Raw genomic sequence first — 24,589 nt, forward strand, 5'->3', positions numbered from 1 at the left:
AAAATTATGTAATTCATACTTCGATAAGAGTTGAAGTATTTCCTATCTATAATGTCCTTAGACATAGAAATAGGGGGACAACAATGTTTTATAAATTCATAGCATTATTAGTTTTGACAACATTTCTAATGGGGTCTTCATTTGCCGTTGTCAAATTGGGGTTGCCGTACGCATCTCCACTGTTATTGGCTGCACTCCGCTTTATACTAGCAGGGATGATAATGGGTGTCATCGTGATCGCTTTAAAAAGGCCTCATCCGACCTCAAAAGAAGGCTGGATTAAAATTCTAATAATAGGGGCATTTCAAACCGCTGGTGTAATGGGTTGTATTTTTTTAAGCTTACGTACAATTACGGCAAGTGAATCCTCTATTTTAACATTTACGAATCCTTTGCTTGTAGTCATATTTGCTACTATATTTACGAATGTGCGATACCGATTGTATCAATGGTGTGGTGTTTTGTTGGGGGCTATTGGTGTTATGATTACAATGGGTGCACAAGTTTCGTCACGATCCTTTCTGCATGCCACATTTCGATATTCATAAAAGTATTTATCGATTACAATAATACATATTTAGAAAGGAGTAAATAGTTATGGAAACATATTATGCTGTAATTTTTACATCACAACGAACAGACGAGGATGGAGAAGGCTATGCGAAGATGGCAGAAGTTATGGATGAATTAGCACAAAAACAGCCAGGTTTTCTTCGTATAGAAAGTGCAAGAAATACCGAAGGGAAGGGTATTACTGTATCGTATTGGGAATCACTAGAGGCTATTCAAGAATGGAAAGAAATTCAAAACATCTAGTTGCACAGCAATTTGGAAAAGAAAAATGGTACAAGCAATATAATGTGGAAATTTGTAAGGTTATAAAAGATTATTCTTTTATAATGTAATTCATCTTGCAATAAAAAGCTCAACTTAATCGTGATGTAATTTGAATGAATATATTATTTTTAACACAGCTCATTCGTGATGCAATAAGTAAGCTTAAAATCGAAGCATTGTTTTATCGGTGATCTTATTTTTTTGCATCACTGTTTTGGACAAATTATATCATTTAAAAGATAGCAGAGTCGAAAGGGCTGTCTAAAAACTACGAGATGTGATAAAGCATCGCGTAGTTTTTGCTTTTTTTAACAAACTTAATCATTAGTATTAAATTCAAAATATAACTTTAAAAATTTGTCTAGTATTTCCGAATTATTATCCTTTCGCCACGCAAGCGATGCTTCAATTGTATTATTTATATCCTCAACTTTCCTTTGTACTAAACCACTTAATGGATTAATTGATGACGGTAACAATGCAACTCCCATACCATTCGCGACCAATGCCGAAACAGTTTGAAGGTCATTTGCCTGGATTGTAATTTTCGGAGCGTATCCTACATTTTGGAACAGTTCCATAAACGTTTCATAATAAAATGGAGCAGCTGATTTAGTTGCCATTATAAATGATTCGTTTTCCAAATCACGAATATAAATTGATTGTTTGAAAGCAAGGGGGTGTTTCTCTGGAATAATTGCCTTTAAACTCACCTTTCGGACTGGTTTTACATAAATTTTTTTACAATTCACTGGTGCAGCTACTATACCAATGTCAATTCTTTTTTCATTTAAAGCTTTAACTTGAAGAGGTGTACTGAGTTGTTGTAATACTATTCCAACTTTAGGGTATCGTTCACGATAATTTCGAATTGTCGGAATAAGGTCTTGCACTGAGCCACTAAAGCCAATTATAAGTTCGCCTTCAGATCCTGTAGAGGTTAATCTCGTACTAATACACGCTTGTTCAACTTGATCAATGATTTGATAGGCTTTATTCTGAAACACCTTTCCGGCATTTGTTAATTCAACATGTCGCTTCGTCCTATTAAATAATCGTACCCCCATTTCCTCTTCTAATTCTCTGATTTGCTTACTTAGAGGTGGTTGTGCGATATGGAGTTTTTCTGCAGCTCTACTAAAGTTTAGTTCTTCTGCCAAAGTCAAAAAATATCTGATGTGCCTCAATTCCATTTCCTTTTTCTCCCTTTCAAACATTTATATCTAAAAGATATTAATAAGACGTTTTTTGAGTATTTCTCTTAATTATTATTATTGTTTAATATTAAGTCAAGGTAAAGAGATGGTTTTAACTTGGAGGAATGGAGAATTTCTTCTGATTGCTAAGTTAACAATTGTTGAATTTATAGGATTAATTCGAATTAAAAAAGATGAATCCGTAAATAATATTATTTATTGAAGGGCGGTAAAATATGTATCAGTTACTTGGAGTGATTGTTGGCTCTTTAATTACAGCACTTTCTTTTAATCTTTTCCTAATCCCCCATAATATTTTAAGCAGCGGGATTAGTGGGGTTGCAATTATCATTGGCATCTTAACACCTTTTAATACTGGATTAGTAAACTTTTTACTAAATTTACCTATTCTTATTTTGGGTTATGTCAAGCTTGGAAGACGATTTATTGGTTATACAATTGTATCAGTTATCACATTTTCGGCAGCGTTATATGCTATTCCCATAAATGCAGTGACAAGCGATTTTCTACTTTCTTCAATATTTGGTGGTGTAGTTGCCGGTGTCGGTATTGGATTGGTATTCAACTGCAAGGGCTCAACAGGTGGATTCGATATTATTGGGATGTTGCTTTCACAAAAAAAAGACATTCAGCTTGGCAGATTCTTAATCTTACTTAATGCAGTTGTTGTCATTGTTTCAGGATTATTCTTCGATTGGGACATTGCTTTAAACAGTTTATTATCCATTATTATTACAGGAAAAGTGATTGATACAATTCATAAAAAACATCGAAAAATAACACTAATGATTGTAACGAGCCAGGCAGGAAAAATGAAAGAAAAGCTATTATCAAATCTTGTACGTGGGATTACTTTATTGGATGGAGAAGGTGCATATACCAATGAGAAAAAACATGTATTAATGACCGTAATTTCTCGGGAAGAACTAACAAGAATAAAAAACTTAATTTCTGAAGCTGATCCACAAGCATTTGTAAATATTACGGAGTCAACAGAAGTATTAGGTTTATTTAGAAAAAGCTAAAATTGAGAGGGAATATATTAATGGAAGAGTTTAAAGAACAAAAATTTTAAAAAAGGTATAATTTAGATTTTCGTCAGTAACGGTACAACCTTTTTAAGTATAGATGTGACATCATTCGGTATTTCTGTTCGCTCATAGTACGATTATGTACTGAGTTATTTAATTTATCATAATTGTACGGTTTTTTATTTAATTGATTGAATGATAAATTTCTATTTAAATCGAGGAGGATAATGATATGAAAATGAAAACAGCATTAATTAATTGCACAGTTATAAACGGCGATATGGATCGGGAAATCGAAAAAGATATGATTATTCTCATAGATAATCAAGGCATTATTGAAAAAATTGAAAGCCGTCAAAATATAATAATTTCTAAAGAGTATGAACAAATTGATATTAATCATCAATATGTTATGCCAGGACTCATAAATGCACATGCACATTTATTTTCTGATGGAAACCCTACTGGACTATCTTTTAGTGAAGAAGTGCTGAATTTCGGAATAAAAATATTAGATACTAAATTGGGCAAGAAATTTATTTACAATAGAATGAAGAAAAATGCTTTAGTCGCATTTAAATCCGGCATAACTACATTACGCTCTGTGGGTGAATTCTTTTATCAAGATGTAAAACTGAGAGACGATATACAAAACAAAAAAGTTATTGGTCCAGATTTACTCGTCTCAGGTTTCTTTATTAGCGCTACTGGTGGTCATGGAGCCCCGTATTTAGCACTAGAGACTGACGGTCCCTGGGATGGTGTGAAAAATGTACGTAAAAATGTACGGCAAGGTGTAGATTGGATTAAAATTTGTGTAACAGGTGGCGTAACTGATGCAAAAACAATTGGTGAAGCCGGACGTATTCAATTAACCGAAGAAGAAGTACTTGCCATCTGTAAAGAAGCTCATAAAATTGGGATAATGGTTGCAGCACATGTAGAGAGTACTGAAGGTGTTAGGATTGCTTTAAAAGGTGGCGTAGATTCAATCGAACATGGAGCTCCAATGGATGAAGATATCATTTCTCTTTATAAACAAAACCCTAATGCCTTACGAGGATATACCTCACTGATTCCGACATTTCAAGCTGCTTATCCCTACGCATTACTAGATAGAAGCATAACAAATATTAATGATGTCCTGTTTGAAAATGCTAAAATTGTCTATGAAGATATGTTGATTAGTTTCCAGCAAGCAATCAAGAATAATATTAGTGTTGGAGTTGGAAATGATGCGGCAATGGCTTACGTATCACACTATGATTTATGGCGTGAGTTAGATCATATGATTCGTTTTGGTGGTATTACTGAAAAGAAAGCCATTCATTTGGTGACAAAAAGTAATGCGGAAATTTTAGGAGTTGATAAACAAATAGGTACAATCGATGAAGGGAAGAGAGCGAATTTATTGATATTACCAAATAATCCTATAGAAGATATCAAAAATCTTTCAAAGCTAAGTATGGTAATTAAAAATGGCGTTTTATTTGAAGATTTAATCATTGAAAAGAACGAAAGATTGGATCAGACATTGGATTCATTTTAATAAATCGGTTTGTTGTTACAAACTTTCTCACCTGTTTATGCAAAATAAAAGTGCAGACTTGTGCAACGTATTTGTACAGAGTCTCGCACTTTTTTAGTGCATAAAAAAGGACTTGCCAGCAAGCGAAGCCCTCTACAGCTAACCCCCAACAATTATTGTCTTTTCTAAGTTGTAACAATAACTCATTATTACTATTTACAAGAATTACACACGCCCCTGCCATAATTAGTGGACGACTGCCAACTATTTTTCTTAAATCCATAATGTATCCCATAACAATCTCCATTTATATTTATTCCTTAATGTTCCTCGTAACACCGCACACTTTACGACACAATTTAGCTGCACATCTAGCACAAAAGGGAATGCCAATCGAGGGTATTCAGACCTTGTTGGGACATGAAATATATCAAACTACCCGAGTATAAACCAAGTTGTTCGATCATGCTCGTAAGGAAATGTATGATGATTGGATGTAAAATAACCTTTTATATGAAGAGGGAGAATTGTTTAAAGAAGGCTGTGTTCTCAAAGATTGTTGCTGTTAAAACTAAAAAGACAGATTTAATCTACAAATGTAGAAAATCTGTCTTTTGGTTTGATTTTTCGTGACTCAAAAATTTAACTAAAGCACCAGGCAAAATGATTTGTTTGTCACTGAATGGTGCCAGCCTTTGTGAGCCTGGTCATTTTGTGTTTATTTATTAATTGTTTCTGTAAATGTTTTTCTTCCAGATTTTATTTTGTCTATTTCAACATTGATTTTACTAATTGATTCTTCAGTCAAGGGTATTTTTCCATTGATCTCTAATGTTTTCCATACTTTTACGTTGTTTCGATAAAGGTGTTCTGATAAACGATAAATATCAACGTCTAACTGTAACCCTGCTTTATAGGTTGTCTTTATTTCCTCTTTAACTTTTTTAATAACTCCCTTACGTATTTCATTTTCTGTTGCCTTTTTTTTGAAACCATTAAGTATAACATCGACTTTAATGTTAACCTCAAACTGTACTTGATTGCCTTTAATAACTGGTTTAACATCAAAATATTTTTCTTCCATATCTACTGTTATACTTTTATTGTTGTCTAATTTGAAGGTTAAGTCTCCTCTATTTTTTTTGTTATACATCCAGTTGATACCTCTTGCAGTATCACCTTTAATTACCCCTTCAAATCCATCTTTTGAAAGTATCCCAATCCCTTTAATTGTAGTTTCTTTTGAAGGGTGCTCCTTTGTTGTATCCCAATTTTTATCAATCGAAACGAGAGGTAAACTAACTTCATGACTAGGTTCATTTAAACCAATAACTAGATTTCTTAAATTTACAGGTTCCGTAAACACTTCTAATTTTCGGGCGTTTAATGGATGGCTTAATTTTGAATCAATTAGTGATTTATTCAAAATAGGTGTTATCAAAAGAATTTCTTTTAGTGAGTCTTGGGTAAAGTGAACATTCATCTGGTATCTTGTTTCTCTAAAGCGCAAAAAAGTATCGAAAACTGAATTAACTTCCTCGTGTTTTAAAGCCTCTTCTGTAAATATCAGATAGGTCATATGTCCCCAAAATACTTCTTGGTCAATGGAGCGATATAATTCATAAATTGCTTCCTCCATAGTTTCCCCTGTAGCATATCCAATCTCTGCAGGCGCTTCCGGAACAGAAGGTGTTTCAGATTTTGCTACGTCATTAAAGTTAATTAATTGTAGATAAATTTCGTATTGATTATCTTTAAAATCCACTCCGACCCCATTAACATAATACATTTTTTGGGGTTCTATCTCATCCCAACATCCGGATAGAAGAGGGAGTGTTACAGTTAATATAAATAAGCCCGTAATTATCCTATTCATCGCTCTCCACCTTAAATATCAATACATATTTTTTAGTTTGGCAAAAATGAAGAAAATTATAAATAAAAGGTTTTTTAAATTTTTTCTAGGGAGAGTTCATGGAATGGCAACAGAATTGGACAGCTTTTTTAAGGGGAATAAATAGCTCTTTTCAAGTATAAGGGGCGCATAAGTAGCTTCAAGGAGCCTCTATGGGCATGATTCTTTGCCCCGAAAAGCCAGCTGAATAGGGCTTGCTTCGCCAAACCAGGCCATCATGCCCACCTCTCCATATCAAGCTCTTCTTCGTTGGAATGATGGGTGATTGCCCCTTAGTCCCTATTAAATTTGTCCGAATAAGTATTGCTTATCCATCTATAAGCTCTGTCGATTGTGGGGCAAGTGGATCAGCATCTCCAACTGTCAAAAAAGTTTGAGGGTAGTTAGGTGTTATATGAACAACTTCAGGGTATATACTTTCATATTGTTTTGAGAAGAAATCATATTAATTGTATAGATTCCAAACACTACACTAAGAATAATAAATATCGGTGAGTAAAATCCAAATATCATTAAAAATGTAATCAATAGGAAAATATATACTGGATTTATTTTCTTGGTAATTGTATTGTTTATAAATGTAGACATTATAATCCTTAATAAATAAGGACCAACAACAATAAAAACACTAGTTAAAATGCCGTAAAATGTAAAACTGTAGAAAATCCCTATCAGAAATAAATAACATTTCCTAATCCAAGTAAAAAAGATTGTGCCTTTAATCTAATAGGTAATGATGAAGAAAGTTTATGGAAAAAACTTCCTTTTAATAAGCTCAAAAACATAAAAGCAATAAACGCTATAGATACAAGAAAGAAGAAGAATATAAATTCTTCATTATTAATATTACGACTTGCACGTACCACTACGAAATAGGAAGTATAACAGGTGGCCTTTCATTTGACGTTAGTATAAGTACTAATCAACAAAAGTGGCCGTTATGGGATGATAATGTATTAAACTGGTAAGTAGTTATTAAAGTAAGTTAAATTAATAAGTTAATTCAACCGTAATTGGTAATAGAAAGACAATAACCGATGCTTGAGCATTAAGTTATTGTTTTTCTTTTTAAGTAGGAGGGATATTTTGAACAAAAGTCGGTTCATAGTTGTTCTTTTGCTAGTCTTTTTAGTAGTCGGGGTAGGTACTTATACGTATTATCGCTTTAATCCAATAATTAATATTAATACTAAAATAATTGAGCTTGATGAAAAGACTCAGAAAAATTACAGTAATATAGATAAATCTCAGAAAAATAACTATAAAAAACTAGAATTTACATTAAATGTAGATTATTCCGATAATATCGATGATTTAGAAATAAACATACCCTATTCATTTCGTGAGTTATTAGGGGAAGACGTTTATTGGAACGGTTCTAGTTATCAAGATAAAGATTCAGAAAAAAATAAGATAGAATATAAAGACGAGATCATTATAAATTATAAGCAGCTTGAAAATAAGGATATCAAAGATTTATTGAGTAAAGGAACGATCACAATAACTTGGGATTTAGAGGGAAAGAAGAAAAGTAAAACATTTAATATTGGAGAAACCATTACATTTTCCAAGGCATAGTGTGTAGGTGATTGTATTAAAAACTTTGCGGAATTGAAGTGTACCCTTTGTAAGGGCATTTTGAAAAGAGCGGCAACCTTTTGAAGCTGCTGTCTGTACTTTGCAGGCGGCAGCTTTTTCAAGTTCCGTTCACTATGTGATGCACAATGGATCTCTGCGATACTTATGACGACGTTGTAATACCTTCAGTAATTTACCACAGAGTATCACCATTGACTGCTTTCCCCTTAAGGGATTTTGTTGTCTTGTTGTGTAATATTCATGAAGCTTTTTAAACGCTTCGTTTTGACGAATCAGCGGGACTATAATCTTGAATAGAGCATTTCTAAGCTTCTTTTGTCCTCGTTTAGAGATATGTTTTTGTCCCTTATGTTGACCAGACGAGCTTTCACGTAATGTTAATCCCGCTTGTTTTATAAGTTGGCGTGGATTTTCATAAAGTGAGAAGCTTCCAAAAGGTAGCACCGCATGAAAAGTCAGTCAAACTTTAGCTGATTGGGAAAAGGGAGGAATTGTATCGTTAGTTGCTACGCAAAACGTTGATGGTTTTCATAAGCTAGCAGGAAGTCAAAGGGTAGGGGAGTTACAGGGCTCAATACGCTCCATTTCGTTGTCATCGCTGCGAAAAAGCTGCTCCAATGGAAAGTTTTTTACACAAAGAGAGTTGTGTACATTGTAATGGCAATCTAAGGCCAAATGTAGTGCTTTTTGGAGAACACTTACCACAAATAAGCTGGAACAATGCAATGGAAGCAATCAAAGCAGCGGAGCTTGTTCTTGTTATCGGCACGAGCCTTGAAGTGTTTCCTGTCAATCAACTTCCAATGATGACAAAAGGAAAAACTGCTTATATTAATTTAGATATTGCGCATCATGCAGTTGAAGGAAAAGTAAAAGAAGTGTTGCAGCAATTGTCACTTTAAAAGGAGGCGCCCTTGAAACATCAAGAGGCGCCTAAAACATTTGTGGTAAAAATTCGGTCATAAAGCGTTGGTTTTTACGTAGCCATATTTTTAAAATCATACGGTGTGTTAAAAGTCGTTGTCTTTTTTGTGGTCTAGCTTTTGCCTCTATTAAACTTTGGAGTAGAGTGCATGTTTCTGTTGCTAATGCTTGAGGATCAACGAGGACGTCAAGTTTATAATCAATTAACTGAGCAGCCTGAACCTTTGCAAGTAATTGTGCAAAGCGGGTATTCATTTCTGGAAAGTTTTCTTCTAGCTCTAAGTCGATTAAAGTATATAATGTTTGTTCAATTTCAGCTTCGAGCACTTGTAATTGTTCAATGGATGGCTGTGTCAAAAAATCACCTCTAGTATGTCATAAATGCTGCTACACAAGGAAAAAGCCAAGTGTAGCGAAAAGTAAACCAAATAAAACGGTAGTACATATATAAATAATCACTTGTTTCCATTTCTTCTGTTCCAAGAGCTGCAAACATTCAAAACCAAATGTTGAAAATGTCGTATAGGCCCCTAAAAAACCAAGCCCTATAAACTGCCAAATCCAATCATTTGGCTGTAATGCAAATAGAAGGCCAAGTGCAAAAGAACCTGTTATATTAATAAAAAATGTTGCCCATGGGTATGGATGAGCAATCAATTTTCCAAGATAAAATCTGGTTAGTGCACCAAAAAATCCACCGATACCAATAACTATCATACGCTGCGCCCCTTCGCAAGTCTAAATCCTAGCCATGCACATGCTAAACCGCCAAAAACACTTATTAAAATATAAAGAATAGCTAGTAGCCACTTACTATCTTGCAAAAGTAATAGCGTTTCTAAAGAAAATGTCGAAAATGTCGTAAATGCACCTAAAAAACCAGTGCCAATTCCTAAAATAATAGGCGTACGCTTTGTAAACATAGTAAATAGCCATGCTAAACAAAAGCAACCAATTAAGTTCATACAAAGTGTTGCAATTGGAAAACCACCTGTATTTTGAAGTGCTTGACCAAGGTTATATCGACAGATGGCACCCAAAAACCCGCCGATTCCAACAGCTAAAAATGATTTCAAAGTAAAGACTCCTTACTAAAATATCTATATTGAAAAGTGTATCATGAGAGTATCAATTTAGATATATTTCTATAAGTTATATGGATTCAAATATATGAAAGAGAGCGCAAATTTAAAATGACATGATTTTGACCTCTTGAAGCGATAAAGTTTAAAAGTTAGGTGATAAATAAACAAAGTTAGGCGATGAATTTAAAAATTGTTCCGATAAAATGATTTGGACCTATCGTACTTTCTACTGCTACGTTAGCACGACGCTTTCGCGCAAAATCTGTTGGCCTAAAGCCCTCGAACGCAATTAGGTATCGCCATAATTGACATGTAGCAATTCATTGCTTTAAAGCGCTAATTATTTCCTGGAAAACGTAAAAAATAACAACGAGTTGGTTGACAAATATTTCTAAGATGTGATAATCTTCAAGAACACTATAACAAACTTAAGTAAAGGAGGGCATGACGATGTTAATTTTACCAGTATCATTTCAAATCACAACTGCATACATTGTCCATGTCCTCTAACATTTTATTTTACATTGCAATAAAAGGCATGGGTTACTCCTTGCCTTTTATTAAGAGACACATGCTCTTTTTTGGGTATGTGTCTTTTTTTGTTGCAAAAAAGGGTTGTAGTGAACATGAAAATAGGAGTGCATGTGTATGCGAAACAAAGTAGAAAAATTGATTTTCATCAAGGTATTTCTGGATAGTGGGTAGCAAAGCTTTAACAGCACTAGAGAAAGAAGGTTATAAAGTATGTTTGATGTTTTAAGTAAATTAAGCTGGTTTTTTAAGGAGTATTGGAAACAATATACAATAGCTGTCGTGCTATTAATGATTGCGAGTGGCTTAGAAGTTGTTCCACCGTATTTGCTAGGGTCAATTATCGATTTATTGACTGCTGGAGAAATGACACAAGCTCTTTTAACGAAGTATATTTTGATTTTCATATGTATCATTATTGGGGGTTATACCCTTAATTTTGTGTGGCAATTCAGATTATTTGAAGGGGCTATTAATTTAGAGAAAATTTTGCGTCGAAACCTTATGCAGCATTTTTTGCGCATGACGCCAACGTTTTATGAGAAAAATCGTACCGGAGATTTAATGGCCCGTGCGACGAATGATTTAAACGCAGTGTCGATGACTGCCGGGTTTGGGATTATGACACTGATCGATTCTACCATCTACATGGGCTTTATTATTTTTGCCATGGGTTATATGATTTCGTGGAAGCTTACTTTTTTTGCAATGCTACCAGTACCGATCATGGCCATTCTTATTCAATATTTAGGGAAAATAGTGCATGAACGCTATATGAAGGCGCAGGATGCTTTTGGTGAACTGAATGATAGTGTTCTAGAGTCGGTTGCAGGTGTGCGAGTTGTACGGGCATACGTACAAGAAAAAAAGGACGAAGCAAATTTTGCAGAGATGAGCGAGTTAGTGTATGAAAAAAATATGCATACCGCAAAAATTAATGCCTTATTTGGACCGATTACAAAGGTCGGTACTGGGATTAGTTATGTTGTAGCGCTTGGCTATGGTGCTCATTTAGTAGCAATTGAGGCTATGACAGTAGGGCAACTTGTAACGTTCAATGTTTACTTAGGGCTAGCAGTTTGGCCAATATTTGCAATTGGGGAACTTATAAACGTGATGCAGCAAGGTAATGCTTCTCTTGACCGCGTACAGGAAACACTATACTATGAGGCGGATGTTCGAAATATTGCGAATCCACAAACAATTGCGACACCAAATGCGATTGGCTTTGATGATTTAAGCTTCCAATATCCACTGAGTCAGGTGAAAAACCTTCAGCGAATTTCTTTGTCGTTGAAAAAGGGGCAAACACTAGGGATTGTTGGTAAAACGGGAGCGGGAAAAACGACCTTCCTGCGACAGCTATTACGTGAGTATCCAATCGGGGAGGGACAGCTATCGATTGATGGAGTAGATATTGCTGCACAAACGAAGGAGCAGTTACTCGATTGGATTGGTTATGTTCCACAAGATCATGTTCTATTCTCACGTACTATTCGTGAAAATATTTTATTTGGGAAAGAAGATGCTACACAGTCTGAATTGCACCAGGCGATTCGTTCTGCATACTTTGAAAAAGATTTAAAAAATTTACCGCTGGGCCTTGAGACACTTGTTGGTGAAAAGGGTGTATCTCTTTCGGGTGGTCAAAAGCAACGTGTTTCCATTGCGCGTGCTCTTATTAAAGACCCTGAAATTTTAATGCTTGATGACTCGCTTTCTGCTGTAGACGCCAAGACGGAGGCAAGAATTATTGAAAATATACAGCGAGAACGACAAGATAAAACGACGATTATTACAACGCATCGTTTATCAGGAATTCAGCATGCCGATTTAATTATCGTGCTAGATGAAGGCCAAATTGTAGAGCAGGGAACGCATGAGCAGCTTCTTTCACAACAAGGATGGTATAAAGAGCAATTTGACCGTCAGCAGCTTGAAGGAGGTGCCTCATGAGTACGAGTCAACGTTTAACACGCTATGCAATGTATTTTAAAAAGACGATTCTACTAGGATTATTTTTCTTAACAATCGCCGTCTTTACGGAGCTTGTTGGACCGTTTATTGCAAAGCATATTATTGATAATTACATGACAATTGGTCACATTGAATTAAAACCAATCACTTGGTTATTACTTGTGTATTTACTTTTAGCAATAGCTACTGCTGTTTTACGCTATTTTATGTATGTTTATTTACAGATGGGTGCCAACCGTGTTGTACAAAAATTACGTAAGGATGTATTTGAGCATATTCAAACATTGCCAATTCAGTACTTCGATACTTTACCAGCAGGGAAAATTGTAGCCCGTGTAACGAATGATACCGAGGCTGTTCGCAATTTATATGTTCAAGTACTGTCAAACTTCGTTACGAGTTTAATTTCTATTGTGGGTGTTTATATCGCACTCTTCATTTTAAATTGGAAAATGGCATTGTTAGCATTGACTATGATACCAGTCGTTTATTTATGGATGATTTTATACCGTAAAGTGGCCTCGAAATATAATGATGTCATCAGAACGAAAATTGCCGATATTAACGCGATGATTAACGAATCGATTCAAGGAATGACAATTATTCAAGCTTTCCGTCGTGAGCAGCAAATGACGAAGGAATTTGATGATATGAATAATGAGCATTATGCATATGAACGCAAGCTACTTTTCCTTGATTCTGCAACGTCCTTCAACCTTGTTAATACATTAAGACTAATTATGTTTACGGTCTTTATTTTCTACTTTAGTACACAGTCATTTACGGCCACGGAGGTAATTTCTGCGGGGACATTATATGCCTTTGTCGATTATTTAACGAGATTATTTAATCCAATCACGAATATCGTCAATCAATTTTCTCAGCTTGAGCGCTCACTCGTTGCAGGAAAGCGTGTCTTTGAAGTGTTAGATACGAACGGGGAGCCAGTGGCTGAAAAAAGTATGCCTAGATATAAAGGAAATGTGGTGTTCGAAGATGTTTCCTTTGCCTATAAAAATGATGATTACGTATTGAAAAATTTATCATTTGAAGCACACCAAGGTGAAACAATTGCCTTAGTAGGCCATACAGGGTCTGGGAAAAGCTCTATTATGAACTTATTGTTCCGTTTCTATGACCCATCTATAGGGAGAATTACGATTGATGGAATCGACATCACTTCGGTTCCTCGTCAAACAATGCGTGAACATATGGGTATTGTTTTACAGGACCCATACTTATTTACAGGTACTATTGCTTCGAACGTTAGCCTAAATAATCCTAAAATTTCACGAGAAAAAATAGAAGCCTCATTAAAGGCTGTTGGTGGGGAACGTGTTTTAGCGAACTTGCCAGATGGCTATGATGAGCCTGTTATTGAGAAGGGGAGCACACTGTCATCTGGGCAACGCCAGTTAATTTCCTTTGCGCGTGCCCTTGCCTTTGACCCGGCAATTTTAATTTTAGATGAGGCTACTTCTAATATAGATACGGAAACTGAGGAGATTATTCAGCATGCGATGGATGTACTGAAAAAAGGACGTACAACATTTATTATCGCTCACCGACTTTCTACTATTAAAAATGCCGATCGTATTCTTGTGTTAGATCGAGGCAAGATTATGGAACGTGGCACACATGATGAGCTATTAGCACAGGGTGGCATTTATGAAAAAATGTATCAAATGCAGGCGAATTCATTGCAATAATACTTAAACTCCGACAAGCTGAAAGCCTCACTTTGTGAAAAAGTGAGGCTTTCTATTTAAGATTTTACATTTTTAAAGACATTGACAAAAAAGAACAGTACTGAAATTGCTACTGCGATACCGCCACCAGATACAAAGAGCTCAAATAACCAGCGTGGTACATCTAGATGAACCATCATCATACCGACTAAGAGGAACGGCAATCCGAGATTGTAGAACCAAAATTGTGCTTTGGCCAGTCCTGTCTCGGCTGCATCTTTATATATTGAATAAATTAAACCGATTAAACCAGTAGTCAGCCAACCTACCACACCGATGTGTGCGTGTGTCGCCGTCCATTCGAGTTGAATTGTATAATGCATAAACAGTCCAAAAGCCAAAACAATCACTAAATATAAGACTGAAATCTTTATCCATTTAGCACCCATTTATAAACAACTCCTTTCCCGAAATGATTTAGCTAGCTATTACAGTTTATTCTTATCGAATAAAAAAGTTGACATATTATTTTTTTGTGAAAAATGCCGATTTTTCCTGCGGGATAAAGTGTTGAAAGTATAAAATTGCCAATTGGAGGATCTATGAAAAAGAAAATTATTTTTTTTATGATTATTTTAATGGTTTGTTGTTTGCCAATTACCTTTGTTGTGAAGGAAAGAGCTCGAAAGCAAATGATGACAACAAAAGTGAATAGCATCATAGCTGAAAATTGGAAGAACAATGAGTATAGTATTACTGTACGAGATATAGATACTGGGAAAGTACTTTACAATAGAAATGGAGATAAAATGATACGCCCTGCTTCTTCGCTCAAGCTTTTAGTTAGCGCCGCTGCTTTGGATTTATTAGGGCCAGATTATCGCTTTGCTACGAAGACATATGTCGATGGCACAATTGAAGATGGTGTTCTTCATGGTAATATTTATATACAAGGCGGGGGAGATCCAACGCTTTTACCTGTTCATTTAGAATCGTTTTCGAATGAAATGAAAAAGATAGGTATCTCGAAAATTACGGGTTCCTTAATCGGGGATGATACTTGGTTTGATGCAGATCGTTTACCAAAGGGAATTGTATCTGAAGAAGAGGATCAACCATATGCTTCGCGTATTTCGGCATTAACGATTTCGCCAAATGATCAATATGATATTGCAACTGTGCAAGTGAAAGTGACAGGCTCAAAGGTTGGTACTGCGGGTAATGTCCAGCTTGTGCCGTTTGCAAGTACTATTCCGGTTGTTAACAAAACAAAAGTTGTGAACAAGGACGAGAAAAGTACAGTGAAAATTACAAGAGAATACGGTACAGATCAAATCATTGTAACAGGTAACTTACCAGTAGATTCGCAGGAAAGTACAAATGTAGCTGTCTATCATCCAACGCTATATACACTTGACGTATTCCGAGAAAAATTAATAGCGAAAGGTATCCAAACAATGCCTATTGAAACAGGAAAGGTACCTGAGAATGCACAACAAGTAGGTATTTCATATTCAAAACCATTACAGGATATTAACTTTATGTATTTAAAGTTAAGCATTAATGGGATGGGTGATATGTTTACTAAACAACTCGGGCGAAAGTTACTTGACGAAGGAAGCTGGTCGGCTGGCATTAAAGCGATTCGTACGTATGGTAGTGATATTGGGCTTAATATGGAGCATTGGTATATTGAAGATGGTTCAGGTTTAAGTCATCAAAATCGAGTAAGCAGTATGCAAGTAAGTCTATTATTATATAACGTTCGCAATAAATCCTGGTATTCCTCATATTTAGATGCATTACCGCATGCAGGAAGAAAGGGCAGCCTTGTTGGTGCGACTTTAGAGAATCGCATGGAGGGCTATAGTGTATCTGCTAAAACAGGCTATATTTCTGGAACATATGCTTTGTGTGGCTATGTAAAAGGAAAGAGTGGCAAGTGGTATATCTTTAGTATTTTGACACAGGCCAATAAAACTTCAGCTATCCCAACTATTGATGAAATTGTCAAACAGATTGCAAATGAAATGTAAGAATGTTGAACAATATGGTTTAATTTCTTTCAGCAGGGTGTTTTTTTGGTAGCGAAAGCGAAGCGTCAGTTACAGGTGTAAAAGGGTCAGGACAATGTAAAGTTTTATTAAAAGTTAAGAGTTAAAGTAATTCGCTTGTTACATCAGTATTCTTTATAAAATGTGCAACTTTATAACGAGTTCTTTTTAAGCTGAACTAATGCAGAAATTAGTTCAGCTTTTATTTGTGATTAAAATTATATTTAGGAATATTTGTTAAAATTAATTGTAGTATAATTGTGGTGTAAAATCGTACCTTCTTCAACTAACGGGGCAGGTTAGCTGAAAGGAAAGTGTTATAAATCGAGAATTTATTCAGCAGAGAGAATTTTAAGAATAGAGGTTTTAAAATGTCAGTTGAAAGAGATAATATGGTTTCTTCTATAAAGAAAATAGTAATACCTATCCTTAGAGAGAAAGGGTTTAAAGGTTCATTTCCACATTTTCGTCGAATCAGAGAAAATAAAATTGACCTTCTAACGTTTCAATTTGACAGATATGGCGGGGGATTTGTTATCGAAGTGGCAGTTTGTCCTCCAGATGGAGTGATCCATCATTGGGGTGAGAAAGTTCCTCCGAATAAAGTTAAAGCACACGACTTAAACAACAGATCGAGACTTAATGGCGGAGAGTGGTTTAGGTATGATGCCCCTAGTGCTGATGAAAGTATTTTTGATGGTATTGCAAATGAAGTCTTGAATTGTATCCCAAAGGCAGAAAATTATTGGGATAAGATTAAAATCAAGGATTTGAAATAGTGGCGATATTCATCACATTTAAACTCGTTCTTATTCAACTAAACCAGCTAATAGAATGTCAAGAAAAACATTGATAATCAAAAAACACTTCATGTTATACTAAATAACCCTCCGAATTCGGTATGGAAGGTTTTTGTTTTATTTGAAAATTCTGTTATTAAATAGTTTCTTGGAATGGTGCTTTCGTTTTTAAAATTGCATAAATCCAGTGTAAAAGCTTATTAGCACAAGCGATAATGGCTACTTTATACGGCTTTCCTTCCTCACGTTTTAAATCGTAGAAGGCTCGTAATCGTTTGTTTCGGGCAATAGTTTCATCTGTCGTTTTCTTTTTACGGCTATCTCGAATGGAACAGCGAACGGCTGTATAAAGCATATGGCGAAGCCTAGCTGAGCCGCGTTTGGTAATGTGATTTTTCGTGCCTTTAAAGCGACCTGATTCAAACACACTGGGATCTAGTCCCGCAAAGGCTACTAACTTTTTTGGATGATTAAACCGCTCAATTTCCCCAATTTCTGAAAGTATCGTGGCCGCGATTTTTTCACCTACACCGGGAAGTGATTGGATTAATTCATATTCTTCGAGTTGTGCCGCCAATTGATCAATCTCACGCTCTAACGTAGAAAGTTGTTGGCGGTAAGCTTGAAGTAAATCAATATACATATTCAGACTGACGGGAAGGCTTTGATAAAGCGTTGACTGAAATGGGTTGCGTTCTGCAGCTACTATTAATACTTCAGCTCTTTCATGCGCCCAATTAAATGAACGTGCTTTACAATGCTTATCAATAAATTGTGCAATCTCTTCTACACCTGCGTCTAGTACTAATTCAGATGTAGGGTAGGACTGTAAAGTCCTTAATGAAATCTCTGCGTACAAATCACCAAAAACTCCTTTATACTCAGGGAAAACTTGATCAAATACAGCTTGAAATTGTAGCTTTGTTTGAACCATAATTCCCGTCATATTTTCGTGTTGCCTTGTCAGATGCCGAAAGTTTAAAAGCCGAATACCACGTTTTTTCTGAGGCTCTAAATCCTCTTTGTAATACAGTTCGCCTAAGTGATAGGCATCAATTACATCTGTTTTAGTTTTTCGTAAACTAGAGCTTTTAGCTCGGTATGAAACGAGCGGATTGATGATAATAACAATATATTCTCTAGCTTCTAAAAATTGTACAACTGGAGCATGATAGTGACCTGTTGATTCCAATACAACAGGTGGTTTTAACCCTGTTTGACGCTCTAAATCTAGTAAATAAGAGTGTAACTCTTCAAGTCCTCCCACCGTATGTTCAATCTTCACACTGCTTTTATAGGGCATTTTTTTATCCAAGAACATTTGAACCTGACTTTCACCTTTTGCGACATCCAGACCTACTACTGGATTCATAGTTTATCTCCTCCTAATGTAGTGTATTGACCGGTAACCTCTATCTAGCTTGTTATTCATATCTTCGCTTGTTATACGGGATCACTATGTCCCAACCAGCCTAATCATGTGTTAACAAGTAGAGGGCGAACAGTTTAGTTGTCGGGATCAAGTCCCACGGGTGCTTCCGTTCTACCCCGGCTACTATCAATCTATAAATTGAATAAAAAATAGTCAACCAGATTTCTCTGGCTGACCTTATAATACGAACAGGTGCTTTAGTTGAATAAGGAAAAAGAGTTACTGGAGAACAATTGCTTTAATATTGATGCCTTCTCCTACAATTAAAAATCTATTATGTTTATTTTTTTGAAATTACAGTAAACATCCCCGTCATGTTTGGTGAGTAGTCTTTAAAATCATATTTTTCATAGTACGATTCTTTACCTTGTGATGCAAACAAACCGACAAATGCCTTATCTGGGGCATTCCGATTTAAATATCCAACCAAAATATCCATTACTTTTTTTCCAATACCATTTTTCTGATAATCTGGATGAATCACTATATCTTGAATATAAAAATAGATAGCCCCATCGCCAACAATTCTCCCCATGCCCACAATTTGTTCATTATCTTTGACTGTGATGCAGTGAATAGAATTCTTTAGTGATGTTTCCACCTCTTCAAAATTCATAAAATTAGTCCATCCCACAGACTCGCACAGATATTTGTATTCTTCCAATGTTGGAATGTTATTTTTAAACTCACATTTCTTCAAAATGTATCCTCCAAGTCCTCTATTTCAACAAGTATTTAAATTCGACATTGCAACAGCTCGTACTCTCTCATTTTTCTCGGCAACTTTTAATATCAATTCCTTAATTTCTTTTTCTGTTCGCATATTTATACCTCCTAAATCTATATTATAAGTGCTTCTTCAACTAACCTCCCTCTATAAACATTGATGTATCAACTATTTCTACCACTTTGTGATGAAGTAAAAATATTTTTTTACTTGATTTATAAACAGTATTTTTAATTTATAGTTATAACTTACAATCTGAGTGTACGCTTCGCTAAAACTAATGGAAATCTCAGTAACTTGATTAATTTTATTATTCCATTTAAAATGCATAAAGGAGTCCTCCTTGTTTGATGATGGGTCAATGGTCGTTGACACTCATGCATCATACTAGAGGGCTCCTTTTCTTTCAAGACCTCGAACATCCTTCAAACAGGAATGCTGCACCGTTAGTTGAAGAAGGTACGATTTTACACCACAATTATACTACAATTAATTTTAACAAATATTCCTAAATATAATTTTAATCACAAATAAAAGCTGAACTAATTTCTGCATTAGTTCAGCTTAAAAAGAACTCGTTATAAAGTTGTACATTTTATAAAGAATACTGATGTAACAAGCGAATTACTTTAACTCTTGACTTTTAATAAAATGTAAAGGTGTCTTGACCTTTTTTCTATTCCTTTTTTGTAGTAGAAAGCAAAGGTCATTCTAATCTGCAATCTCAATAGATCATGAGATGAATGCGGATAAAGAGTGTCTAGTTTTGTAAAAAACATAGTGGCATCATATTAGTCCTTTTATCATAATGTTAGCTGACATTAAATAATCGGAATTTAATTTACAAATAAAGTAATATTGTGTGTTATTAGTAAATATTACTGTACGTCTTTTTTTCGTCCGATATGCATATAATTAGACTATATTAACTTTTTTCCAACTTAATACGTCAAAAAGTAGGGTAAATTTTTGCAAGAGAGGACTTATGTATGGAAAAAAACACAAAACGCACTAAAGAAAAAAAGAGCAAGAAGAAAATATGGCTTTGGATAGTAGGTGGCTTATTAACGATTTTTTTAATTTTTATAGGTACTGCTTATTACACTATCCAAAAAACAATGAATAAAATAAATACACCATTAATTGAAACAACGGATGAAAGTAAAGAACAAAAAATAGTGACGAAAAAAGACCCGTTTTCCGTGTTAATGCTTGGAGTAGATGAACGAAAAGATGACAGTGGACGTTCTGACACGATGATTGTCATTACCGTGAACCCTGAAAAACAAACGATGAAGATGCTCAGTATACCTCGAGACACTCGTACTGAAATTATTGGACATAATTCCGTCGATAAAATCAACCATGCCTATGCATTTGGCGGCGTCCCAATGGCAGTCGATACGGTGGAGCATTTTTTAGATATACCTATTGATTATTATGTGTTTGTTAATATGGATGGCTTCCTGCAAATTATTGACACGATTGGTGGGGTAACCATTGATAATGACATGGACTTAACCTTTGATTCCTATCATTATCCGAAAGGTGAGATAACTTTAGATGGTGATAATGCACTGATCTTCTCACGTATTCGTTATGAAGATCCTCGTGGTGATTTCGGTCGTCAAATTCGCCAACGACAAATTATTGAAGCGGTTTTGAAAAAAGCTTCATCGAAATCTTCTATATTATTAAAGGCTTCAGATATGCTTGATGTAGTAGGAGATAATGTTCGTATGAATTTTACGATGAAGGATTTAATTCAACTACAAAGTATTTATAAAAATATGGATGGGAATCTTGAGCAGTTGTCGTTTAAAGAGGGAGATGGCAAAAGAATTGATAACATATGGTATTTCATCCCTAAAGAGACCGAGCTAGAAAAAATAAAATCGGAATTAAAAGCTCATTTGCAATAAAAGAGTAACAATTTGAGTACGATAGTGGTAAACCTTTTGACAATGAGGGGAGGGAGATACATGAATGGAAGGACCCAGGTGCTTAGGTATACAGCTGTAAACAATTGCATGCAAAGCTATGTGCCTAAGCGTAAAGTTCAAAAAAATTCATTCAGTTCTGCTATGCGTCATCTACAACTATTGTGCTTAAAAATTTTCATGTGAAACATAAAAAATCATTCAGGTAGGGTGCATGCCTAGTTGAATGGTTTTTTTTATTTTATCTACTTTCAGTGGGTGTCTAAACACCTGTACCTGCCGCTACGCTTTCGGTACAAAGCCGATACCGGACACATTAGGCCTAAACATAATTGATTTATTATTTTATTTATTTGAAATATCAGAAAATTGATGTATAATTGTATTAGAAATGGTTGAAGGAGTGATTGTGATGATTATAGGTACATTTTTTTTAGCAGTTGCATTACATGTAGGTATTGTTTTAACAGTAGACTTATTAACTAATCAGCAACACTCTACTACTACGTAAAGTAACCACTCATAATCGAAAAATAAAAGAATAGAATGCATCTAGGCAAAGTTATAAAATAGCTTTGTCTATTTTTTATGAACATGAAACAATTTATGTGAAAATTCGTCCATATACTGTAGAAAATGTTATACTATAAAAAAACAGTATCGGGGAATGAGCATGCAAGAAGAGAAAACAAGTAGTTTCAAACAGGATATAATATCCTATCTTAAAATTATTGTAATTACTGCTATAGTTGTTTTAGGCTGTAAGCAATTTTTATTTGCACCGATTAAAGTACAAGGGGCTTCTATGTACCCAACTTATCATGATAAGGATATTATTATTGTAAGTAAAATGAGTAAAATTGAACGCTTTGATCAAATTGTCTTTCAATCACCAACAGAGGATGAGCTATATATTAAACGAGTGGTTGGCCTACCAGGTGATACAGTTGAAATGAAAGACGATGTTTTATATGTAAATGGAAAAGCTTATAAAGAGGATTATGTGAATCGTCAAACAAATGATCCTAAGCAATTACGAATTACAGAAAATTTCACGTTAGAGCAATTAGTAAATGAGAAAAAGGTACCTGAGGGTAAGTATCTTGTACTCGGGGACAACCGTTTAAGAAGTTCTGATAGCCGCCATTATGGCTTAATTTCTAAAGATGCCGTCTATGGTGAAGCTAAATTAACAATATATCCGTTTAATCGTTTCCATATTGGTTCAAAGTAAATTAAATAGGGACTTGCAGTGAAAAAGAGGCTACGTTAAGTAGCCTCTTTTTTTAGTCCGCTGATAAATCCTTGCAAACTTTATAAGTGGAATAATAGGAACAAACTGTTGAATTTTCAACCGTTTCTTTTATGGGGATTTGCTGTTCGCTCAGACTAGGAGAATTGATTGCTTGTTGATCGATTGAGAGCTCTTCTGTTATTGGTTCTACACCATAAAACAACAATAAAAAATAGCATACTAAACCTACTATACGCAAACAATCACCTCACAATGTTCTGTTATATTAGTATGTATGGTCAAACTTGAAAAAATATAAGTAAAATCTGAAATTTCTTTCTTTTAATATGGTTTTTTAGTAGGTAAGGGGTTGCACTTTAATGAATGAGAGTGCTATAGTGAACTAAGTTTATGGATGACAAGAAAGAAATAATAAAAAAGTGTTGTCATGCAAATTTCAATATGCTAATATAGCTAACGTAAATATTTGATATGTATAACCTCAATAATATGGATTGAGGGTCTCTACCAGGAACCATAAAATCCTGACTACAAAAATCGTGCTTCATTTTTGTAGTCAGGATTTTTTTTAACTTCTTTCATCAGTATCCAAACATTTGTAGCTGACGCTTCGCTTTCGCTACAAAAAACATTTGCTGAAAGAAGTTAAAGCCTCCGGCGGATGTCACGGAATCGGAAAGGAGTTCTTAGAGGATGTTAGCCATTATCGCATCCATGCGATAATGGCTAACTGACCTGCGTCGTGCAGGCCTATGCATAAAGCCGATTCCGGACGCAATTATGCCGAGGCATAATTCATATCTCCCTACAAAAATGAAAGTGTAACAGAAGGGTGATAATTATGAATTGGAGAGTTTACATTCTGGCCGTTACTACCTTTGCAGTAGGATTGGTGGAATTAATTGTAGGTGGTATATTACCAACAATTGCAAAAGATTTAAATGTGTCCTTATCAACAGCGGGACAATTAATTACAATATTTGCTCTCGTCTATGCGATATCTGCGCCTGTCCTTTTGTCATTAACCGCAAAAGTGGAACGGAAGCGCCTTTATCTTATTTCTTTATTTATTTTTACTTTAGGTAATCTTATGACGTATTTTAGTACGACATTCTTGATCGTCATGATTGCTAGAATTTTCACGGCGATGAGTACTGCATTGGTCATCGTCTTATCCTTAACAATTGCCACAAAAATTGTTGAACCAAGACATCGTGCAAAAGCGTTAGGGCTTGTTTTCATAGGTGTTAGTTCGGCACTTGTCATCGGTGTGCCAATTGGGATATTTGTTTCGGAAGCATTTGGATGGAGAGCTATATTTTTAGGAATTGCGCTTCTTTCAACTATATCTATGATTCTTATTGCGTTATTACTTGAAAAAATGCCAGTTGTAGAAATTGTCCCATTAAAGGCTCAAATTAAATCATTGGCGAATTTAAAAATCTTAAGTGCACAATTAACAACACTGTTTATGCTGGCTGGTCATTATATGCTTTATGCATATTTAACGCCATTTTTAGTAGAAGCATTTGATATGAATGCCTCTTGGATTAGTATCTGTTATCTAATCTTCGGAATAGCGTCTGTCAGTGGGAATGCTCTTGGTGGTTGGCTAAGTGACAAAATTGGTACTGGTAAAGCCATTCTAATTATTGTCTCTACATTTGCCGTTGTATTATTTAGTATTCCTTACACAATTATTGCTTTTCCACTCTTTTTAGTCGCGACAGTTTTATGGGGTGCACTTAGCTGGGCACTTACCCCTCCATTACAAAATTATTTAATAGAAACTGATCCAAAAACGTCTGATATTCAACAAAGCTTAAATACTGCTGCATTACAAATCGGTATATCTATCGGATCAGCTGTTGGTGGGGCTATGTTTGCTGTTACAGGATCTGCTAAGCATTTAGCGGGCTTCGGTGCCATTTTAGTTTTATGTGCTCTAGGCTGTGCCATTTTTTCTCTAAAAAGAGCGCCAGTTTCACATGGAGCTGAGTTAGGGATGAAATCGGCACATAACAACTCGTAATACACTCGATTACTTAA

At 35.1% G+C, this 24,589-nt stretch carries 24 protein-coding genes, 5 pseudogenes and 1 riboswitch; of the genes and pseudogenes, 16 read left to right on the forward strand and 13 right to left on the reverse strand.

The features are described from left to right. Positions 1–83: 83 nt before the first annotated feature. A pseudogene (locus tag ACQKN4_RS03345) lies at positions 84–506 on the forward strand (DMT family transporter); the annotation flags it as partial. A 91-nt stretch (positions 507–597) separates the two neighbouring features. Continuing rightward, positions 598–905: pseudogene (locus ACQKN4_RS03350) on the forward strand (antibiotic biosynthesis monooxygenase family protein). Between the two features lie 249 nt (positions 906–1,154). Here the strand turns inward: ACQKN4_RS03350 and ACQKN4_RS03355 are convergent. Beyond that, complete coding sequence (locus ACQKN4_RS03355; protein WP_427482288.1) at positions 1,155–2,054, reverse strand: LysR substrate-binding domain-containing protein; 900 nt, start codon at positions 2,052–2,054, stop codon at positions 1,155–1,157. A 215-nt stretch (positions 2,055–2,269) separates the two neighbouring features. Here ACQKN4_RS03355 and ACQKN4_RS03360 point away from each other — a divergent pair, with 215 nt between their 5' ends. After that, on the forward strand, positions 2,270–3,079 hold the full coding sequence (locus ACQKN4_RS03360) for a YitT family protein (protein WP_427482290.1): 810 nt from the start codon (positions 2,270–2,272) through the stop codon (positions 3,077–3,079). Positions 3,080–3,317: 238 nt separating this feature from the next. Then, on the forward strand, positions 3,318–4,634 hold the full coding sequence (locus ACQKN4_RS03365) for an amidohydrolase family protein (protein WP_427482292.1): 1,317 nt from the start codon (positions 3,318–3,320) through the stop codon (positions 4,632–4,634). 139 nt (positions 4,635–4,773) lie between these two features. Here the strand turns inward: ACQKN4_RS03365 and ACQKN4_RS03370 are convergent. Further along, positions 4,774–4,908 (reverse strand): annotated as a pseudogene (locus ACQKN4_RS03370) (ADP-ribose pyrophosphatase); the annotation flags it as partial. A 28-nt stretch (positions 4,909–4,936) separates the two neighbouring features. Here ACQKN4_RS03370 and ACQKN4_RS03375 point away from each other — a divergent pair. After that, positions 4,937–5,062, forward strand: a complete 126-nt coding sequence (locus ACQKN4_RS03375) for a tyrosine-type recombinase/integrase (RefSeq protein ID WP_427482294.1) — start codon at positions 4,937–4,939, stop codon at positions 5,060–5,062. Positions 5,063–5,331: 269 nt separating this feature from the next. Here the strand turns inward: ACQKN4_RS03375 and ACQKN4_RS03380 are convergent, their stop codons facing one another. Both ACQKN4_RS03380 and ACQKN4_RS03385 read right to left on the reverse strand, forming a co-directional pair. Continuing rightward, the gene (locus ACQKN4_RS03380) at positions 5,332–6,489 is read right to left on the reverse strand and encodes a Ger(x)C family spore germination protein (RefSeq protein WP_427482295.1); all 1,158 of its coding nucleotides are present in this window, start codon (positions 6,487–6,489) and stop codon (positions 5,332–5,334) included. Positions 6,490–6,939: 450 nt separating this feature from the next. Continuing rightward, positions 6,940–7,397, reverse strand: a pseudogene (locus tag ACQKN4_RS03385) (hypothetical protein); the annotation flags it as partial. Between the two features lie 217 nt (positions 7,398–7,614). Here ACQKN4_RS03385 and ACQKN4_RS03390 point away from each other — a divergent pair. Next, on the forward strand, positions 7,615–8,106 hold the full coding sequence (locus tag ACQKN4_RS03390; protein WP_079561284.1) for a hypothetical protein: 492 nt from the start codon (positions 7,615–7,617) through the stop codon (positions 8,104–8,106). Between the two features lie 177 nt (positions 8,107–8,283). Here the strand turns inward: ACQKN4_RS03390 and ACQKN4_RS03395 are convergent. Next, positions 8,284–8,559: pseudogene (locus ACQKN4_RS03395) on the reverse strand (transposase); the annotation flags it as partial. A 58-nt stretch (positions 8,560–8,617) separates the two neighbouring features. Between ACQKN4_RS03395 and ACQKN4_RS03400 the strand changes: the two are divergent. Further along, a complete protein-coding gene (locus tag ACQKN4_RS03400) occupies positions 8,618–8,785 on the forward strand; it encodes a Sir2 family NAD-dependent protein deacetylase (protein ID WP_427482501.1) in 168 nt (55 codons plus the stop codon). Further along, positions 8,745–9,029, forward strand: a complete 285-nt coding sequence (locus tag ACQKN4_RS03405; protein WP_254864982.1) for a Sir2 family NAD-dependent protein deacetylase — start codon at positions 8,745–8,747, stop codon at positions 9,027–9,029. Before ACQKN4_RS03400 ends, ACQKN4_RS03405 begins: the two co-directional genes overlap by 41 nt. A 31-nt stretch (positions 9,030–9,060) precedes the next feature. Here ACQKN4_RS03405 and ACQKN4_RS03410 read toward each other — a convergent pair whose 3' ends face one another. From ACQKN4_RS03410 to crcB (ACQKN4_RS03420), 3 genes are read right to left on the reverse strand one after another with little or no spacing between them, the layout of a single operon-like run. Next, positions 9,061–9,408 carry a hypothetical protein gene (locus tag ACQKN4_RS03410; protein ID WP_079561285.1) on the reverse strand — a complete coding sequence of 116 codons (348 nt, stop codon included), beginning with the start codon at positions 9,406–9,408 and terminating at the stop codon, positions 9,061–9,063. Between the two features lie 30 nt (positions 9,409–9,438). After that, the gene (gene crcB / locus ACQKN4_RS03415; RefSeq protein WP_079561286.1) at positions 9,439–9,768 is read right to left on the reverse strand and encodes a fluoride efflux transporter CrcB; all 330 of its coding nucleotides are present in this window, start codon (positions 9,766–9,768) and stop codon (positions 9,439–9,441) included. Then, positions 9,765–10,127: a fluoride efflux transporter CrcB gene (crcB, locus tag ACQKN4_RS03420; RefSeq protein ID WP_079561287.1), complete on the reverse strand. Its 363-nt coding sequence runs from the start codon at positions 10,125–10,127 to the stop codon at positions 9,765–9,767. The genes crcB (ACQKN4_RS03415) and crcB (ACQKN4_RS03420) overlap by 4 nt, the downstream gene beginning before the upstream one ends. A 753-nt stretch (positions 10,128–10,880) precedes the next feature. Here crcB (ACQKN4_RS03420) and ACQKN4_RS03425 point away from each other — a divergent pair. Then, positions 10,881–12,623 carry an ABC transporter ATP-binding protein gene (locus ACQKN4_RS03425; RefSeq protein WP_079561288.1) on the forward strand — a complete coding sequence of 581 codons (1,743 nt, stop codon included), beginning with the start codon at positions 10,881–10,883 and terminating at the stop codon, positions 12,621–12,623. Beyond that, a complete protein-coding gene (locus ACQKN4_RS03430) occupies positions 12,620–14,353 on the forward strand; it encodes an ABC transporter ATP-binding protein (RefSeq protein WP_427482299.1) in 1,734 nt (577 codons plus the stop codon). The genes ACQKN4_RS03425 and ACQKN4_RS03430 overlap by 4 nt, the downstream gene beginning before the upstream one ends. A gap of 56 nt (positions 14,354–14,409) precedes the next feature. On the opposite strand, the gene ACQKN4_RS03435 is transcribed toward ACQKN4_RS03430, so the two are convergent. After that, positions 14,410–14,781 carry a hypothetical protein gene (locus tag ACQKN4_RS03435; protein ID WP_427482301.1) on the reverse strand — a complete coding sequence of 124 codons (372 nt, stop codon included), beginning with the start codon at positions 14,779–14,781 and terminating at the stop codon, positions 14,410–14,412. A 153-nt stretch (positions 14,782–14,934) separates the two neighbouring features. On the opposite strand from ACQKN4_RS03435, the gene dacB reads away from it, so the two are divergent. Next, positions 14,935–16,368 (forward strand): D-alanyl-D-alanine carboxypeptidase/D-alanyl-D-alanine endopeptidase, encoded by a 1,434-nt coding sequence (gene dacB / locus ACQKN4_RS03440; RefSeq protein ID WP_427482303.1) that lies wholly within the window; start codon positions 14,935–14,937, stop codon positions 16,366–16,368. 389 nt (positions 16,369–16,757) lie between these two features. Next, a complete protein-coding gene (locus tag ACQKN4_RS03445) occupies positions 16,758–17,165 on the forward strand; it encodes a DUF4304 domain-containing protein (RefSeq protein WP_427482305.1) in 408 nt (135 codons plus the stop codon). Between the two features lie 157 nt (positions 17,166–17,322). Here the strand turns inward: ACQKN4_RS03445 and ACQKN4_RS03450 are convergent, their stop codons facing one another. The 3 genes from ACQKN4_RS03450 to ACQKN4_RS03460 form a co-directional block, all read right to left on the reverse strand. After that, positions 17,323–18,558: an IS110 family transposase gene (locus ACQKN4_RS03450; protein WP_427482307.1), complete on the reverse strand. Its 1,236-nt coding sequence runs from the start codon at positions 18,556–18,558 to the stop codon at positions 17,323–17,325. A gap of 340 nt (positions 18,559–18,898) precedes the next feature. Beyond that, a complete protein-coding gene (locus ACQKN4_RS03455; RefSeq protein ID WP_427482308.1) occupies positions 18,899–19,318 on the reverse strand; it encodes a GNAT family N-acetyltransferase in 420 nt (139 codons plus the stop codon). A gap of 24 nt (positions 19,319–19,342) precedes the next feature. After that, positions 19,343–19,441, reverse strand: a complete 99-nt coding sequence (locus tag ACQKN4_RS03460; RefSeq protein WP_427482310.1) for an aminoglycoside 6-adenylyltransferase — start codon at positions 19,439–19,441, stop codon at positions 19,343–19,345. Between the two features lie 893 nt (positions 19,442–20,334). Here ACQKN4_RS03460 and ACQKN4_RS03465 point away from each other — a divergent pair. The 3 genes from ACQKN4_RS03465 to lepB all read left to right on the forward strand — a co-directional run bounded on the left by ACQKN4_RS03465 (position 20,335) and on the right by lepB (position 22,519). After that, the gene (locus ACQKN4_RS03465) at positions 20,335–21,267 is read left to right on the forward strand and encodes an LCP family protein (protein ID WP_079561292.1); all 933 of its coding nucleotides are present in this window, start codon (positions 20,335–20,337) and stop codon (positions 21,265–21,267) included. Positions 21,268–21,697: 430 nt separating this feature from the next. Continuing rightward, entirely contained in the window at positions 21,698–21,796 is a 99-nt protein-coding gene (locus ACQKN4_RS03470; RefSeq protein ID WP_386830290.1) for a transcriptional regulator, read from the forward strand. Between the two features lie 162 nt (positions 21,797–21,958). After that, positions 21,959–22,519 (forward strand): signal peptidase I, encoded by a 561-nt coding sequence (lepB, locus tag ACQKN4_RS03475; RefSeq protein WP_079561293.1) that lies wholly within the window; start codon positions 21,959–21,961, stop codon positions 22,517–22,519. A gap of 52 nt (positions 22,520–22,571) precedes the next feature. Here lepB and ACQKN4_RS03480 read toward each other — a convergent pair whose 3' ends face one another. After that, on the reverse strand, positions 22,572–22,778 hold the full coding sequence (locus ACQKN4_RS03480; protein WP_139376964.1) for a hypothetical protein: 207 nt from the start codon (positions 22,776–22,778) through the stop codon (positions 22,572–22,574). A gap of 213 nt (positions 22,779–22,991) precedes the next feature. Further along, positions 22,992–23,091: riboswitch (purine riboswitch) on the forward strand. Positions 23,092–23,381: 290 nt separating this feature from the next. Here ACQKN4_RS03480 and ACQKN4_RS03485 point away from each other — a divergent pair. Further along, positions 23,382–24,572: an MFS transporter gene (locus ACQKN4_RS03485; protein WP_079561294.1), complete on the forward strand. Its 1,191-nt coding sequence runs from the start codon at positions 23,382–23,384 to the stop codon at positions 24,570–24,572. Positions 24,573–24,589: the final 17 nt, after the last annotated feature.

It is taken from the genome of Lysinibacillus sp. NPDC093692 (assembly GCF_050280125.1).
Lineage (GTDB): Bacteria > Bacillota > Bacilli > Bacillales_A > Planococcaceae > Lysinibacillus.